Here is a 14,787-nt window from a genome sequence, read left to right on the forward strand (position 1 = left end):
ATGGGATCAAATCGTGGCAAAAACTCTTTTACGCAGCGGTAATCTGGATGACTTTCAGGCCGTTGGCGGCGGCGGACAAGCCGTTTTTGAATCAGCGTTACAAATCCGGGAAGCGCTCCGGTTACGCAAACAACAGGCGATTGTCGACTGTCTGGCTATTCCGCAGGTCAATGATGGTGGCGACCGTGTCGACTGGTATTCGCCGGTCGACGGTTGTGTAACCAGCTGGAAAGCGGCGAACGAAGACGATCGTTATCGCGCCCTGCGCTATCTGGAAAATACGCTGGCCAGCGTTGAATCGCTGAGTAAGAAATGCCTGCAGTCGCCAAAAACAGCGCAACAGCTTTTCGGCTCCCTGCTGTCGAAAGCATTTCAGTTTCCCGGCGAAAATTTCCTTTTCCTGGTTGATGGAAAGCCGGTCATAAGCTTCTGGGGGTTTGTAAACCTCAATGAGAATGCGCGTGACGACGTACTCGACTGTTTACGTGAATCGCTGATCCCTGAGCCAGCCCCGATTGTCATTGAAGACCCTGAACCCGAGCCGGAACCGACCCCAGTCCTGACCTTTGAACAGGCCGATGAGCCGCTGATCGCCCCGGCCACGGTGGTGCGCATCACGCCGGACGAACTGTATACGCCTGAACCTGCACCGGTCATTGTGCCGCCTGTGGAAGAACCCGAGCCAGAGCCTGCGATCGTAGCCAAAAAACGCCGCGTTCCCCTGTGGACGCTTCCGGTTGCCGCCGTGATCGTTGCCGCGATTGCCACCCCGTTGCTGTGGCCAAAACAGGCCCCTTCTGCCGAGCCAGTGGCTGTCGTTGCCCCTGAACCTGTCGCCATTGCGCCAAAGCCGATTAAAGCCGTTGAGCCACTGCCGATGAAATTACCGCTGCATCAGGCAGAGGTGGTCGCGAGCAAAGAAAAAGAACCGGCTCCCGTTGCCGCCCCAGCGCCTGCGCCGGTTGTGATTGCGGCGATCCCGAAAGACGCCATGGTCATGGAAGCAAACCAGGTGAAAGCGGGGTCGACGCGTTTTCTGAACGGAACATGGCGTGCGATCCTCGACGTGAAAGATCCGATTACCGGCAAACCACCGTCGCTGCGCTATCAGATCCAGAACAATAAAGGCTTCGCTCGTGTTGTTCACGGTGACAATGTTGTCTGCCGCGTGGAGGTTTTCTCCGGGCTACACAGCAATGGCGAACTGATGATCAAGAGTCGCGGTAATGCCCGCTGCACAGACGGTTCACGCTACCCGATGCCGGAAGTTGCCTGTAAAGCAGGCACCAGCGATGTCGCTGAATGTAATGCCCGTTATGATGCCAAAACCGTCGTTCCACTGACGTTCAAGAAAGCAGGTGCCTGACCCTATGCTGGTAAATCTTTGCGACTATAAACAGAGCGTCACGCTTATTGCCAACAGCGGCGTGCAATTCCTCGATTTTGGCCTGACTCCGCAGGACACCGCCAGCAACGGGCGCTTCGTACGTAAAACCGCCAACGGTCCGCTTCTGCGTCTCGATTTCGATCTCGTCAACGGCCGTTACACGCTGCCGGGATTGAACGGCGGACAGCCTGAAGTGGTGAAACCGGAAACCACGATCCCACTGCATCAGTCCCTGACGGTGCTGGATGGTGTCTGGCTCCCCATTCCCTTCCTGCGCTTCAATCCGCCACGTACCTTTGTTGACGGGCCGGATAACTGGGCGCGTGTCCAGGTGCGTAAACTTGAAACGCCTGATGCGGCAGGTAATACACACCGCGTCACGCTCGCTCTCGACAGCCAGATTGCAGAGCATGCTACTGCCGCGCTGTCCCCGGTTGAAAATGACATTCTCAACGGCACCCGTTTCGGACTGGCATGGCGTGACGATGAGGTGGAAAGCTTCCTCGACCAGACCTGGATTGACGGCTGGCTGCGCGAGGCGTTTACCCACTATGCGACCGACGTTGAAAACCGCGCGGAACGCGACCTGCAGCAGGCAATGCGCAGCTTTGAGTACCAGGCACACTGGCTCAACCTGCTGTCCATGCTCGGTGAACAGCTTACCGTGCCGGAAGTGAAATTTGTCACCCATACCCTCAGTACGCCGGCTATTCCGGTCGACCTGATCCTCGACGTCGGGAATACCCATACCTGCGGCGTTATTATTGAAGATCACGGTGATGCGAACGACGGTCTGCGCCAGACGGCCGAACTGCAGGTGCGCTCGTTAAGCGAACCACAGTTCCTCAATGAGCCGCTGTTTACCAGTCGTCTGGAGTTTTCAGAAGCGCGTTTTGGCAAGCAGCACTTCTCGGTGGAAAGTGGGCGTGAAGATGCCTTTGTCTGGCCGTCTATTGTCCGCGTGGGCGATGAAGCCCGCAAACTGGCTACGCGCCGTCTGGGCACGGAAGGTAACAGCGGTATCTCCAGCCCGCGTCGCTACCTGTGGGATGAAACCCCGGTGGTCCAGGACTGGCGCTTTAGCCAGATGAACAGCAAAACCCAGCGCGAACCGCTGGCGACCGCGTTCCCGCTGATGAACCTGATGAACGATGACGGTGAACCACTCTTTACGCTGCCGCAGGACGAGCGACTGCCGGTCTTCTCCCCGCAGTACAGCCGCAGCACGCTGATGACGCATATGCTGTGCGAACTGCTGGCACAGGCGCTGGGGCAGATCAACAGCGTTGCCACACGCCTGCGTCTGGGTTTTCCGGCCTCGCCACGCCAGCTGCGTACGCTGATCCTGACCCTGCCCTCGGCGATGCCGAAGCAGGAACGCGAGATCTTCCGTCGCCGCATGTTCGAAGCGATCGCTATCGTCTGGAAAGCGATGGGCTGGCACCCGCAGGACGACGATTTTGCCACCCGTAAGCACCAGGAAAAAAGCGTGGTGCCGGTACCTGCAATCCAGATGGAGTGGGACGAGGCCAGCTGTGGTCAACTGGTGTGGCTGTACAACGAAGCGATCTCGCATTTTGGTGGTCAGACGGAAGCGTTCTTCGCCTCCCTCGCCCGCCCGGATCGTGAACCTGAACCGGGCGTGCAGCCGGGGCGCTCGCTGCGTGTCGCCTCTATCGACATTGGCGGTGGCACAACCGACATGGCGATCACCCATTATCAGCTGGATGACGGCTCCGGTAACAACGTCAAAATCACGCCGCAGCTGCTGTTCCGTGAAGGGTTTAAAGTGGCCGGTGACGACACCCTGCTGGACGTCATCCAGCGCTATGTGTTACCCGCCCTGCAAACCCAGCTGCAGAAGTCCGGCATCGCCGATGCCTCTCTGCTGATGGCCTCGCTGTTTGGTGACTCAGGACGCATCGATACCCAGGCGGTATTGCGCCAGCAAACGGCGCTTCAGCTCTTTATGCCGATTGGTCACGCCATCCTTGCCGCGTGGGAATCCAGCGACATCGACGATCCGCTGGCAGGCTTGCATGCCACCTTTGGCGATCTGCTGTCGCAGAAACCGACCCGCAACGTGATGAATTATCTGCAACAGGCCGTCGATCATGCCTTGCCGGCAGGTTCAGAAGCCTTCGATCTGTTTGCCGTTCCGCTGCACGTGAATTTCCGTGAAATGCAGGATGCGATGCTGGCAGGCCAGTTCACGCTGGCGTCACCCCTGCATGCGGTGTGCGAGGCCATTTCACATTACAGCTGCGATATTCTGCTGATCACGGGGCGTCCGGGCTGCCTGCCTGGCGTTCAGGCGCTTATTCGCCACCTGCAGCCGGTGCCGGTTAATCGCATCGTCTGGCTGGATAAATACCAGGTTCATGAATGGTACCCGTTCAGCCAGCAAGGACGCATTGGTAATCCAAAATCGACTGCCGCCGTCGGCGCGATGCTTTGCAGTCTGGCGCTTGACCTGCGTCTGCCGCGCTTTAACTTTAAAGCCGCGGATATCGGTGCATATTCAACAGTTCGCTATCTGGGCGTCCTGGATAACACCGTAAACACCCTGCGTGAAGAAAACGTCTGGTATCAGGATATCGACCTGGATAAACCGGGTGCGAAACTCGACGCTCGTCTGCACTTCCCGCTGCGCGGAAATGTGACGCTCGGTTTCCGCCAGCTGGCGAACGCGCGCTGGCCGGCAACGCCGCTCTATACGCTTAGCATCAACTCGGCCGAACTGGCCAAAGCGATTGCGGGTGACGGCGTGCTGAACGTGCGGCTCAAACTTTGCGGCGGCAATAAGCATGAAGGGCCTGAATCCTTCGCGCTGAGCGATGCCTGGTTGCAGGACGGGACGCCGGTTCCGCCTGATGCTTTAACCTTCAAACTGAATACTCTGGCCGATCGCCGTCATAGCGGCAGCCACTACTGGATCGACAGCGGGAGCGTATACCTGAAATGACTGCGACGATGACCACCACTCAGGCCTTAATCGGGTGGATAAATGAGACGCGCCTGAACGCCCCTGTGCTGGATAACGAGGCCGATGCCCTTCTTGCGCGCATCAACGCGACGCAGGCACGGGAGCAGGCCATTGACCGCGCTCTGTCCCGCCCGGGCAGTATTGGACTTTACGGTCATTCTCAGAGTGCTAAAGCGCATCTGCTTTTATCGCTGTGCGGCAGCGGTAATGGCCGCCTGAACGTTACGCCAGGCCAGCGTACATTTGACTATTTTTCGCACATTAATCCGGGACATGCCCTGACCAACATGGCCGTGCGGTTCACCCGCGGAAATGCAGAGGTGATGGATGAGGCGTTCCCGCTGCGCCTGAGCCTGGTGACAGAGGCAGAGCTGGTTCAGCTGTTTATCGCCCGCACCACGCTGCAGCCGGACATCCGCGCCGTGGATAAAGCGGTCATTGAGACGCGCCTGGAGAAGTGGCGTGGCCTGCGCCAGCCGCAGGGCGTTCCTGGTATTACGGCTCAGGACGTGGGTGCCATCGCCCGCTTCTGGCAAAGCTCAGTACCTGCCGCGAAACAGCAAATTGATGATGCCCTGTGGCATCAGTTTGCACAGCTGGTCCCTTCGCTCGATCTCAGCACGCGAGCCAGCGTCTGGTCGCTGCTGTGGGGTGAGCAACAGGAGTTGACCCAGCAGTGGTTAAAGCTCGCTCATGTCCTGCATCAGACCAGCCATGCCGGAGCACTCGCCGCCCCGCTCAGCCTGCTGGTCGATAACTTCGGGCTGCCGGGCGAAGGGTTCCTGACTCACGGCACATTTACCCTTCCGGAGGCCCAGGAGACGCTGCTTCATCCGCTGAACAACGGCGAGATGCTTAACGCCATCAGTATCCCTGTCGATACGCTCGCCTTCCTGACGCGTGAGCTGGTCTTGCCGGTCGAAAGCAGCGCCCTGGATAATGTCGATATTATTGATATTCCGGTCTTTTCAGATAACAGCGCCGATGCACTGAATCAGGCTAAATGCCAGTGGTTGCTGGAGCATTATCGCCAGCAGCTGCAGCCGGACGTGCTTGTTATCTGCAATGCGACAGCCCAGCACGAGCAAACGGCTAAAAAAGCCCGGGTGCTGATGAACTGGGTCAAAGAGACTCAGCCGGTTGAAGAATCCGCCCTGCCGGGGCTGGTGTGGGCGATTACGCCTCACGACGCACGTTTTACCACCCGTCAGAACCTCGATGAAACGGTACAGCACCTGTTGGGCAAACCGGGTGTGCGCTGGGGGACACTGCAGGCGCTGGACAGCCACAGCATGCAGCGCGTGATCGAGTGGTTGTCTCAGGCCACGTTACCCGCTCAGCGGCAGAAGCGTCTTAGCACGCTGAAAGCAATGCTGCACCAGGAACTCTCGGCCCTGATGAAGGGGTATCTGGCACCGCTGGTTGAGGAACCCGGCGCCAGACGAACTCAGGCCGAAAACATGGTGCGCGTTCTGCAAAGCTCCGCTGCCCGCCACGGTGAACTGCTTGAAGGTCTTCTGCCGCCGCTTAAAGCCTTTGAAACCCTGCTGGCCGTTCAGCAGCCCCGCGAGGAGCAGGTGAACGGACTGTTTACGGATACCATTGACCTGTTTGCCGAGCATGCCCAGGAGAACGCCAGCCCATTCCAGACCAAAGACAAAGCTCGCCTGGCACATAAAGTCTGGATAAACCATCTGCGCCAGTGGAGCCGCAACGATGCCACTGCCGCGCGCCTTGGGCTGGAACCCGCTGTTTTGCAGCAAATTGCCGACGTTCTGGTGGTGGCCAGCTACCGACTGAACCTGCCGCAGCAGCTGCAGAACATTGTTGAAACCGACAAGTGCAGTGCAGCCCAACTGCATGCCGTGATGGGCAACTTCATTGGCTGGCTGGGCTACGATCGGACACCTGCAGAGGCACGCCCGGCGAGCCGCATCCGTAAAGGCCAGGCAATCTTTGTCACGCCGGTGGTCAACAGTACCGCGCCGCGCCTGACGCGTCTGGGAGAACAGCCCGTACATGCGGCAACGGTGTATGTCTATGACTGGCTGGTCGCCCTCTATAGCCGGGCAATAGAAAACATCGATTTCCGCCACCCGCACGATGTACAGCCTGCCGCACGCCAGGCATTACAAGCCCTGTTACGTTAGCGCTCCTGGCCCGCAGAGATGCGGGCTATTCTTTCAGGTCGTGGTCATACACTCTGCTAACGTCTGCGCCAGTGCCGACGGATTTTCCCATGACATGGAGTGTCCGGCCGCTGGGATGATTTTCACCTCAGCGCCCCGCTTTTGCAGAGAGTCCACATCATCATCAGGCAGAGACCGCTCGCCGAAAATCAACGTCACCGGGCAGCGCAGAGACAAAAACTGAACCTCCCATTCCGGCTCTACCCCTTCCACCAGGCTGGACGCGCCACGCCACACGGCATACGGCGCATTGCTTTGCAGACTGCCCGCCCAGGGTGAGGTTTCTGCATTGAGCAGCGCATCATACCCCTGCGCCAGGAACTGTTGTTCCGTCTGTGCAGCGATAGAGCGGCTGAACATGCCACCCCCGGCGTGAAAATTGGGTTCCGACACCATCAACCCTTTTACGCGTGGCGCCATCAGTCCTGCTACCTCGATAGCAATGCTGCCACCCATACTATGGCCATATAGCCAGAAGCTATCGAGTTTGAGATGGTCCAACAGTTCAGCCACCACTCGCGCCTGCTCGCTGGTGCGATAACGATACTGCACGGGTTTGTCGCTGTAACCGCTGCCGGGGAGATCGATAAGAATGGCTCTGCGCGCACCAAATCGGGCGTCAGAGACGATACGAGGATATTCATAAGAAGAGGCGCAGCCTAACCCGTGAATAAACACCACAGGATCGCCAGAGCCGGGAAGATCGTGCCAGCGCACAACGCAGCCGGCCTGCTGCGAGTAAAAACTGTTCATAAGCACTCCTTTAACGATTCACTGTGTATTTATACAGTCTTCGTGTCTGGAATGCTATGTTCATCTTTTAAAACGGGAAGCGTGCTTCAGAAAAGCGAGATCAACAGCGCAACGGGAAAGCTCATTGGCCAGGTTGACCCCACCAGAAAAGCACTGAGCAGTCGGATACGTTTGCGGTCTTTAGAGAGGAACCAGGTAATTAATGCACAGACAGAAGCCATGATTGCGTAAAAAACCAACATCTTTTGATACAACGTCATTCTGTTTACCAGAGCCGAAAAAATAACCGCACGCAATATGCGTCATATGTTGATACAGATCAAGTTTTTTCGTTACAGAATAACCATCTGAATACTATGGACAATGTACTGAAAGGAGAGAATGCCCGGCGCTGAATGCGACCGGGCATGGGGGCTTAGTGCTTTATCATCACGTGGCGGACAACGGTATAATCTTCAAGGCCGTACACCGACATATCTTTGCCGTAGCCGGATAACTTCATCCCGCCGTGCGGCATTTCGCTCACCAGCATAAAATGGGTATTAACCCAGGTGCAGCCGTACTGCAGACGCGCGCTCATCCGGTGGGCACGCCCTACATCGCGGGTCCAGACCGATGACGCCAGGCCGTACTGCGAATCGTTCGCCCATGCCAGCACCTGCGCTTCGTCATCAAACTCGGTGACACTTACAACCGGGCCAAACACTTCACGCTGAACGATAGCATCGTCCTGTTTTGCCCCTGCCAGAAGGGTTGGCTGGAAATAGTAGCCTGCCCCCTCTTTTTTGCTGCCGCCGGTCACCACGCGAATATGGCTCAGGGCTTTAGCCTCATCAACTGCCTTACAGACGCGTGAAAGATGGGCTTCGGAACTCAGCGGGCCCAGCTCGGTGGTTTCCTCCTCCGGCGCGCCCATCTTCAGGCTCGCCACCGCGGCACCCAGTTTTTCCACCAGCGCGGCATAAACGCCTTTCTGCGCATAAATACGACAGGCTGCCGTACAATCCTGCCCGGCATTGTAGAAACCGAAAGTACGTACCCCGTCAACAACCGCATCAAGATCGGCGTCGTCGAAAACGATAACCGGGGCTTTGCCGCCCAGCTCCATATGGGTGCGTTTAATCGAGGACGCCGTGTGTCCAATAATATGTTCGCCGGTGGCAATAGAACCGGTGAGCGACACCATACGCACCTTTTCGTGGCCGGTCAGCGGATCGCCGACCGTTTTTCCGCGGCCAAAAAGAACGTTCAGAACGCCTGCCGGGAAGATGTCTTTCGCCAGTTCCGCCAGCTTGAGGGCCGTCAGTGGGGTAATCTCTGAGGGTTTGATCACCACACAGTTACCTGCGGCCAGCGCGGGTGCCAGCTTCCATGCCGCCATCATCAGCGGATAGTTCCATGGCGCAATGGAGGCGACCACGCCCACCGGATCGCGGCGTATCATCGATGTGTGACCGTCAAGATATTCGCCGGCGGCCAGCCCGTTCAGGCAGCGGGCGGCGCCGGCAAAGAAACGGAAAACGTCGACCACAGCCGGAATTTCATCTCCCAGCGCACAGTGCAGCGGCTTACCGCAATTGAGCGATTCGAGACGGGCAAATTCTTCGCCGTGGGCTTCAATCACGTCAGCCAGCTTCAGCAGACACTCGGCACGCGTTTTAGGCGTGGTTTGTCCCCATTCAATGAATGCGCGATCGGCGGCCTGGACCGCCGCGTCGACCTGCGCTGCTGACGCTTCAGCAATCTCCAGAAGTACCTCTCCGGTGGCAGGGTTATAGACCGGCTGTTTTTCCCCATCTCCGGCGACCAGTTCACCATTTATCAGCAGTTGTGTTTGCATAGCATTGTCCTGTTGAAATCAATGTTATTTCCCGCTTCCGGCACTGTTTTCGCCGTCGCGGGTGAGCCACCAGGCTCCCAGAATGGGTAGGGTTGTGACCAGCATCACCAGCAGTGCAACGACGTTGGTGACCGGCACGTCGCGCGGACGCCCGAGCTGATTAAGCAACCACAGCGGTAACGTGCGCTCGTGTCCCGCGGTAAATGTTGTGACGATGATTTCGTCAAACGAGAGTGCAAACGCCAGCATCCCCCCGGCCAGCAACGCCGAACCGAGATTCGGCAGGACCACGTAACGGAAGGTTTGCCAGCCGTCGGCCCCCAGATCCATTGACGCCTCGACCAGACTCCAGGAGGTGCGTCTGAAACGGGCAATCACGTTGTTAAACACCACCACCACGCAGAACGTGGCGTGACCGACCACGATGGTGAAAAAACCCGGCTCAAGGTCAATGGTTTTAAACGCCGTCAACAGCGCCAGACCGGTGATAATCCCCGGTAACGCAATCGGCAACAGCAGCAACAGCGAGATCGCATTTTTGCCAAAAAACGCGCTTCGCCACAGCGCCGCTGCAGCAAGCGTGCCAAGCACCAGCGCGATAGCCGTCGACAGCGCAGCGATTTGAAGTGACAACGTCACTGATTCAATGATGTCGCCACGCCCCGCGGCCACGGTGAACCACTTCAAGGTCAACCCCTGCGGCGGAAAACTGAACGCGGCGTCTTCGGTGTTAAAGGCGTAGGTCGCAATAATCAGCAGCGGGAAATGAAGGAAGATAACGCCTCCCCAGGCTGCCACTTTGAGGAACAACGGTGCGCGTTCAGAGTGCATCGAATGCTCCCAGACGTTTCACGAACGCCAGATAAAGCGAGATGAGGACAATTGGTACCAGGGTGAAGGCCGCGGCCATGGGCATATTGCCGATAGCGCCCTGCTGGGAATAGACCATATTGCCAATAAAGTACCCCGGCGGCCCCACCAGCTGTGGAACAATGAAATCGCCCAGCGTCAGGGAAAAAGTGAAGATTGACCCTGCGGCAATGCCCGGGATTGCCAGCGGCAAAACGACGTAACGAAAAGTCTGGTGTGGTCGCGCGCCGAGATCGGCTGAAGCCTGCAGTAACGACGCGGGCAGCCGCTCCAGCGCCGCCTGTACCGGCAGGATCATAAACGGCAGCCAGATATAGACGAACACCAGAAAACGCCCCAGCCCGGAGGTGGAAAGCGTGTTTCCGCCAATGGCCGGTAGCGTAAGGATCGCGGTCAGGATCGGCTCCAGCCCCAGGTGGCTCAGAAACCACTGCGCCACCCCGTCTTTCGCCAGCAGCAGCGTCCAGGCATAGGCTTTAACAATATAGCTGGCCCACATTGGCAGCATCACGGCGATATAGAAGAACGCCTTCCACTTGCCGCGAGTGTAACGTGCCATGTACCAGGCCATCGGAAACGCGAGGATAGCGCTGGCGATGGTCACCGCAATGGCCATCATCAGCGTACGCAGAATGATGTCATAGTTTGCCGGATTAAAAAGCGCCAGGATATTGGCGAACGTCAGTTCCGGCGTGACCGCCATGGTGAAATCGTCAAAGGTATAAAACCCTTGCCATAAAAGCGTGAGAAGCGATCCCAGGTAAACGATGCCAAACCACATTAGCGGCGCGAGCAGCAGCAGGAACAGCCCAAGCGATGGCTTACGCCAGAACAGTGCGGTAAGGCGGCTCATGCGGCTACGGTGGGCGGGAGGCGGCGCGACATGCGTGTTCATGTCACCTCTCCTCTTGCAGGCGAACCATGGCATCACGTGACCACGACGCCATCACTGCCTGCCCCGGCGTCACGCCGCTCAGCGTTGCGGCATCGCTAAAATTGGCCTGGCTGACCAGCAGTTTTGCACCGTCAGCGAGTTTTAGTTCAAGTCGCGTTGCTGCCCCCTGATACTGTACTGCCTGCACCACGCCCTCAACCTGAACCTCACCGCTCTCATTGAGGCGAATATGTTCCGGCCGTAAAGAATAGATGCCTTCCATCCCGCACACGTTGTGTGCCATACCGGCGTCAAACACGTTTGAGGTCCCGACAAAGCTCGCCACGAATGGCGTTCCTGGACGCATATAGAGATCGCGCGGGGTGTCGACTTGCTCAATGCGGCCATTATTGAAAACCGCGACCCGGTCAGACATCGACAGGGCTTCCCCCTGATCGTGAGTGACGAAAATAAAGGTGATGCCGAGCTCCTGTTGCAGCTTTTTCAGCTCGAACTGCATCTGCTCACGCAGTTTAAGATCGAGCGCGCCGAGCGGTTCATCCAGCAGTAATACCCGGGGTTCATTGACCAGCGCCCGCGCGATGGCGACACGTTGACGTTGCCCGCCGGAAAGCTGCGAAGGCTTACGCGTGACAGCAAAGGTTAGCCCCACTTTTTCCAGCGCTTGACGCGCCTGCGCATGCCGCGTTTTCTTGTCGATACCTTTGACCATGAGTCCGTACGCGACGTTATCGAGGATCGACATATGCGGGAACAACGCATAATCCTGGAACACGGTATTCACATCACGTTCCCATGGGGGAAGTGCGCTCGCCTCTTTACCGAAGATTTTGATTGCGCCGCCTGACAGCTGCTCAAAACCGGCTATCAGACGCAGGCAGGTAGTTTTGCCGGAGCCCGAAGGCCCCAGCATGGAGAAAAACTCTCCGTCATGAATAGCAATGGTGACCCCATCCACCGCCCGCACTTCACCGTACAGACGGGAAACGTCATTAAACTCTACTGCGTACGTCATGTTCTGCTCCTGCGATTAACGGCCGCCCATGATGGCGATGTAATCCTGTGTCCAGCGGCTGTAAGGAACGAATTTGCCGCCTTCTGCAATCGGGGTTTTCCAGAACATGATTTTGTCGAAATAGTTGTAGCCGTTCGTTTCGCAGCCTTTATCGCCGAGCAATGTGCTGGCTTTACATCCTTCCGGTACCACGGGCAACGAGCCAAACCAGGCCGCCAGATCGCCCTGCACTTTAGGCGTCAGCGACCAGTTCATCCATTTGTAGGCGCACATCGGGTGCTTGGCCTGCGCGTGCAGCATGGTGGTGTCCGCCCAGCCGGTTACCCCTTCTTTCGGGAAAACAGTGGCGACAGGCTGGTTCTCCGCTTTCAGGGCATTGGCCTGATAGGGCCAGGCGCTGGAGGCCACTACGCCTTCATTTTTAAAGTCGCTCATCTGAACGGTGGTGTCATGCCAGTAGCGGTGGATCAGCGCATGCTGGTCACGCAATACCTTCAGTACGGCGGCATACTGTTTTTCTGTTAGCTGGTACGGGTCGGTGATACCCAGCTGCGGCTGCGTGGCTTTGACAAACAGCGCCGCATCGGCGATGTAAATCGGGCCATCATAGGCCTGCACGCGGCCCTGATTGGTTTTACCGTCAGGTAAATTCTGTTTCGTAAAGACGACGCTCCAGCTGTCCGGCGGCGTCGGGAACGTTTTGCTGTTGTACATCAGCAGGTTTGGCCCCCACTGATACGGCGTGCCGTAGACGTTGCCGCCGACGTTAAACCATTCACCTTTGACGATCCGCGGGTCGAGAGTTTTCCAGTTTGGGATAAGGTCGGGGTTAATCGGCTGAACGCGTTTCCCCATGATCAGGCGCAGTGAGGCATCGCCCGAGGCAGTGACCAGATCGTATCCGCCTTTCGCCATCAGGCTAACCATTTCATCCGAGGTGGCCGCGGTTTTTACGTTCACCGCGCAGCCGGTCTCTTTTTCGAACTGCGTGACCCAGTCATAATTTTTATCGGTTTGTCCCCGTTCGATGTACCCGGGCCAGGCAATAATATCCAGTCGTCCTTCCCCGTCGCCGATTGCCTTCGGTGGCTCTGCGGCGTGCGCTGTCATGAGGGTCATGCCGAGCGCGCACAGGCTGCTGCGGGCAAATTTTTTGCTCATAAGAATTACTCCTGTCGCAATGAAATTTAGCGGCAGCCGTGCCGTAAAAATATCTCCCTTATTAAACGTAGACCGCGCAAATGCGCCGCACCGTGCGGCTTAAAGAAATTTCATCAAGGTGTGACCGAGGGCGCATTCCCCGTTAACTGGATTATAGACAAGGAGTTAGCGTTGAGAGGCGGTATGCAGATTTCCTATGATGCGGTACTGCGGAATATTCGCCCTACCGCCATCAGGATAAGGAATGATTATTTTAGAAAGGTGCGGAGATTATTATTCGAGCATGCTGCTAATTAATTTCCCTAACTGAATCACAGCCTGTTCTTCCCGCTCCCCCCACGCCCAGGAGGTATTAAACCGGAAGAACGGTGTCCAGGCGTCAGAGGTCGAAAACATCTTACCGGGGGCAATACTGATGTGGTGCATTAGCGCTTTCTCGCTCAGCAGCCCGGCATCCAGCTGCGCCGGGAGTTCCAGCCACAAAAAATAGCCGCTGTCGTTGTGATGAATTTTGACGCCTGCCGGCATATGGCGCAAAAGCGACTGCCACGCCTGCTGTTTGCGTTCGGCCAGCGTGCGGCGCAGGCGGCGAAGATGGGCGTCATAGCGTTTTGTCGCCAGGTAATCCACCAGCGCCAGCTGCATGGGTGAACTGGTCGATAAGGTGCTCATCAGCTGTAGCTGCTGAATGCGTCGCGCATGTTTACCTGCCGCCACCCAGCCGATGCGAAACCCCGCCACCAGACATTTCGAGAAGGACGAGCAGTGCAGCGTCATATCGTCACGATCCCAGGCTTTCGCTGGCAGGGGTTTCTCCCGGCCAAAATAGAGTTCGCTGTAGACATCATCTTCGATCAGGGTGACGTTGTGCCTGGCGAGAAGCGCGACCAGGTGCGCTTTTTTCTCTGCGCTGAGCGTGAAGCCGAGGGGATTTTGACTGTTGGTCATGAGCCAGCAGGCTTTGACCGGATACTCATTGAGCGCCTGCTCAAGCGCATTCAGATCGATCCCTTCGCGGACGTCCGTCGCCACCGACAGCGCTTTGAGTTTCAGGCGTTCCAGCGCCTGTAGCGCACCGTAGAAACAGGGGTTTTCGACAATCACCCAGTCACCAGGCTCGGTAACGGCCTGCAGGCTAAGATTCAGGGCTTCGAGTGCGCCTGCGGTAATGACAATCTCATCCGGCGAGATATTCATTCCCTGCTGCGCATAGCGGCGGGCAATGGCGTGGCGAAGGTCAACGTTACCCGGAGGCAGGTTTTCAATTACGCTCATTGCTGTGGCGGTTTTACTGACATTGGCCAGCGAACGGTTAAGTTGCTGCAGCGGGAAAAGTCGGGGATCGGGGAAGGCCGAAGCGAAAGGAACAACCGACGGGTCGCGGCTGGCCTGTAATACCTCGAAGATATAGGTGTTGATATCTACCACTTCGTCCCGCATCACCTGGGCAGGCGGCGCAGGTTGGTGTGCGGTCGGGCGCGAGGCAACGTAATAGCCCGACTGCGGCCTGGCGACGATACGCCCCTGGCTTTCCAGCATCTGATACGCGTGGCCAACGGTCATAAAACTCATGCCGCTGCTCGCGACCTGCTCTCGCAGAGAAGGCAGCTTATCGCCCGGCAACCATACGCCAAGCTCGATCTGCGAGATAATTTGTTGCGCCAGACGCTGGTATTTTTTCATCAGATTCT

The 14,787-nt window shown here is 57.4% G+C and carries 11 protein-coding genes; 3 read left to right on the forward strand and 8 right to left on the reverse strand.

Annotation, left to right across the window (positions count from 1 at the left end):
- Nucleotides 1-13 precede the first annotated feature (13 nt).
- The 3 genes from HV340_RS11630 to HV340_RS11640 are packed head-to-tail and all read left to right on the forward strand — an operon-like array spanning nucleotide 14 to nucleotide 6,523.
- Nucleotides 14-1,366 (forward strand): SrfA family protein, encoded by a 1,353-nt coding sequence (locus HV340_RS11630; RefSeq protein WP_063924907.1) that lies wholly within the window; start codon nucleotides 14-16, stop codon nucleotides 1,364-1,366.
- Nucleotides 1,367-1,370: 4 nt separating this feature from the next.
- Nucleotides 1,371-4,352, forward strand: a complete 2,982-nt coding sequence (locus HV340_RS11635; RefSeq protein WP_020884023.1) for a virulence factor SrfB — start codon at nucleotides 1,371-1,373, stop codon at nucleotides 4,350-4,352.
- Nucleotides 4,349-6,523 carry a virulence factor SrfC family protein gene (locus HV340_RS11640; RefSeq protein ID WP_063924906.1) on the forward strand — a complete coding sequence of 725 codons (2,175 nt, stop codon included), beginning with the start codon at nucleotides 4,349-4,351 and terminating at the stop codon, nucleotides 6,521-6,523. The genes HV340_RS11635 and HV340_RS11640 overlap by 4 nt, the downstream gene beginning before the upstream one ends.
- Before the next feature lie 33 nt (nucleotides 6,524-6,556).
- On the opposite strand, the gene HV340_RS11645 is transcribed toward HV340_RS11640, so the two are convergent.
- The 8 genes from HV340_RS11645 to HV340_RS11680 form a co-directional block, all read right to left on the reverse strand.
- On the reverse strand, nucleotides 6,557-7,315 hold the full coding sequence (locus HV340_RS11645) for an alpha/beta hydrolase (protein WP_059305723.1): 759 nt from the start codon (nucleotides 7,313-7,315) through the stop codon (nucleotides 6,557-6,559).
- Nucleotides 7,316-7,401: 86 nt separating this feature from the next.
- The gene (locus tag HV340_RS11650) at nucleotides 7,402-7,575 is read right to left on the reverse strand and encodes a GhoT/OrtT family toxin (protein ID WP_032670341.1); all 174 of its coding nucleotides are present in this window, start codon (nucleotides 7,573-7,575) and stop codon (nucleotides 7,402-7,404) included.
- A 155-nt stretch (nucleotides 7,576-7,730) separates the two neighbouring features.
- Complete coding sequence (gene patD, locus HV340_RS11655; RefSeq protein WP_059305722.1) at nucleotides 7,731-9,155, reverse strand: aminobutyraldehyde dehydrogenase; 1,425 nt, start codon at nucleotides 9,153-9,155, stop codon at nucleotides 7,731-7,733.
- Between the two features lie 24 nt (nucleotides 9,156-9,179).
- Nucleotides 9,180-9,986: an ABC transporter permease gene (locus HV340_RS11660; RefSeq protein WP_032680927.1), complete on the reverse strand. Its 807-nt coding sequence runs from the start codon at nucleotides 9,984-9,986 to the stop codon at nucleotides 9,180-9,182.
- Complete coding sequence (locus tag HV340_RS11665) at nucleotides 9,976-10,920, reverse strand: ABC transporter permease (RefSeq protein WP_049022762.1); 945 nt, start codon at nucleotides 10,918-10,920, stop codon at nucleotides 9,976-9,978. Before HV340_RS11665 ends, HV340_RS11660 begins: the two co-directional genes overlap by 11 nt.
- Nucleotide 10,921: 1 nt before the next feature.
- Complete coding sequence (locus HV340_RS11670; protein WP_059305721.1) at nucleotides 10,922-11,935, reverse strand: ABC transporter ATP-binding protein; 1,014 nt, start codon at nucleotides 11,933-11,935, stop codon at nucleotides 10,922-10,924.
- A gap of 15 nt (nucleotides 11,936-11,950) precedes the next feature.
- Nucleotides 11,951-13,096 carry a putative ABC transporter substrate-binding protein YdcS gene (gene ydcS / locus HV340_RS11675; protein WP_020884016.1) on the reverse strand — a complete coding sequence of 382 codons (1,146 nt, stop codon included), beginning with the start codon at nucleotides 13,094-13,096 and terminating at the stop codon, nucleotides 11,951-11,953.
- Between the two features lie 273 nt (nucleotides 13,097-13,369).
- Nucleotides 13,370-14,779 carry a PLP-dependent aminotransferase family protein gene (locus tag HV340_RS11680; protein ID WP_059305720.1) on the reverse strand — a complete coding sequence of 470 codons (1,410 nt, stop codon included), beginning with the start codon at nucleotides 14,777-14,779 and terminating at the stop codon, nucleotides 13,370-13,372.
- Nucleotides 14,780-14,787 lie beyond the last annotated feature (8 nt).

The organism is Enterobacter sp. RHBSTW-00975 (assembly GCF_013615235.1).
Lineage (GTDB): Bacteria > Pseudomonadota > Gammaproteobacteria > Enterobacterales > Enterobacteriaceae > Enterobacter > Enterobacter ludwigii.

Excerpts from the sequence above, each read along its gene's own strand:
- HV340_RS11635 (WP_020884023.1), top strand. The coding sequence starts at position 1,371 with ATGCTGGTAAATCTTTGCGACTATAAACAGAGCGTCACGCTTATTGCC.
- HV340_RS11640 (WP_063924906.1), top strand. The coding sequence starts at position 4,349 with ATGACTGCGACGATGACCACCACTCAGGCCTTAATCGGGTGGATAAAT.
- HV340_RS11645 (WP_059305723.1), bottom strand. The coding sequence starts at position 7,315 with ATGAACAGTTTTTACTCGCAGCAGGCCGGCTGCGTTGTGCGCTGGCAC.
- HV340_RS11650 (WP_032670341.1), bottom strand. The coding sequence starts at position 7,575 with ATGACGTTGTATCAAAAGATGTTGGTTTTTTACGCAATCATGGCTTCT.
- patD (WP_059305722.1), bottom strand. The coding sequence starts at position 9,155 with ATGCAAACACAACTGCTGATAAATGGTGAACTGGTCGCCGGAGATGGG.
- HV340_RS11660 (WP_032680927.1), bottom strand. The coding sequence starts at position 9,986 with ATGCACTCTGAACGCGCACCGTTGTTCCTCAAAGTGGCAGCCTGGGGA.
- HV340_RS11665 (WP_049022762.1), bottom strand. The coding sequence starts at position 10,920 with ATGAACACGCATGTCGCGCCGCCTCCCGCCCACCGTAGCCGCATGAGC.
- HV340_RS11670 (WP_059305721.1), bottom strand. The coding sequence starts at position 11,935 with ATGACGTACGCAGTAGAGTTTAATGACGTTTCCCGTCTGTACGGTGAA.
- ydcS (WP_020884016.1), bottom strand. The coding sequence starts at position 13,096 with ATGAGCAAAAAATTTGCCCGCAGCAGCCTGTGCGCGCTCGGCATGACC.
- HV340_RS11680 (WP_059305720.1), bottom strand. The coding sequence starts at position 14,779 with ATGAAAAAATACCAGCGTCTGGCGCAACAAATTATCTCGCAGATCGAG.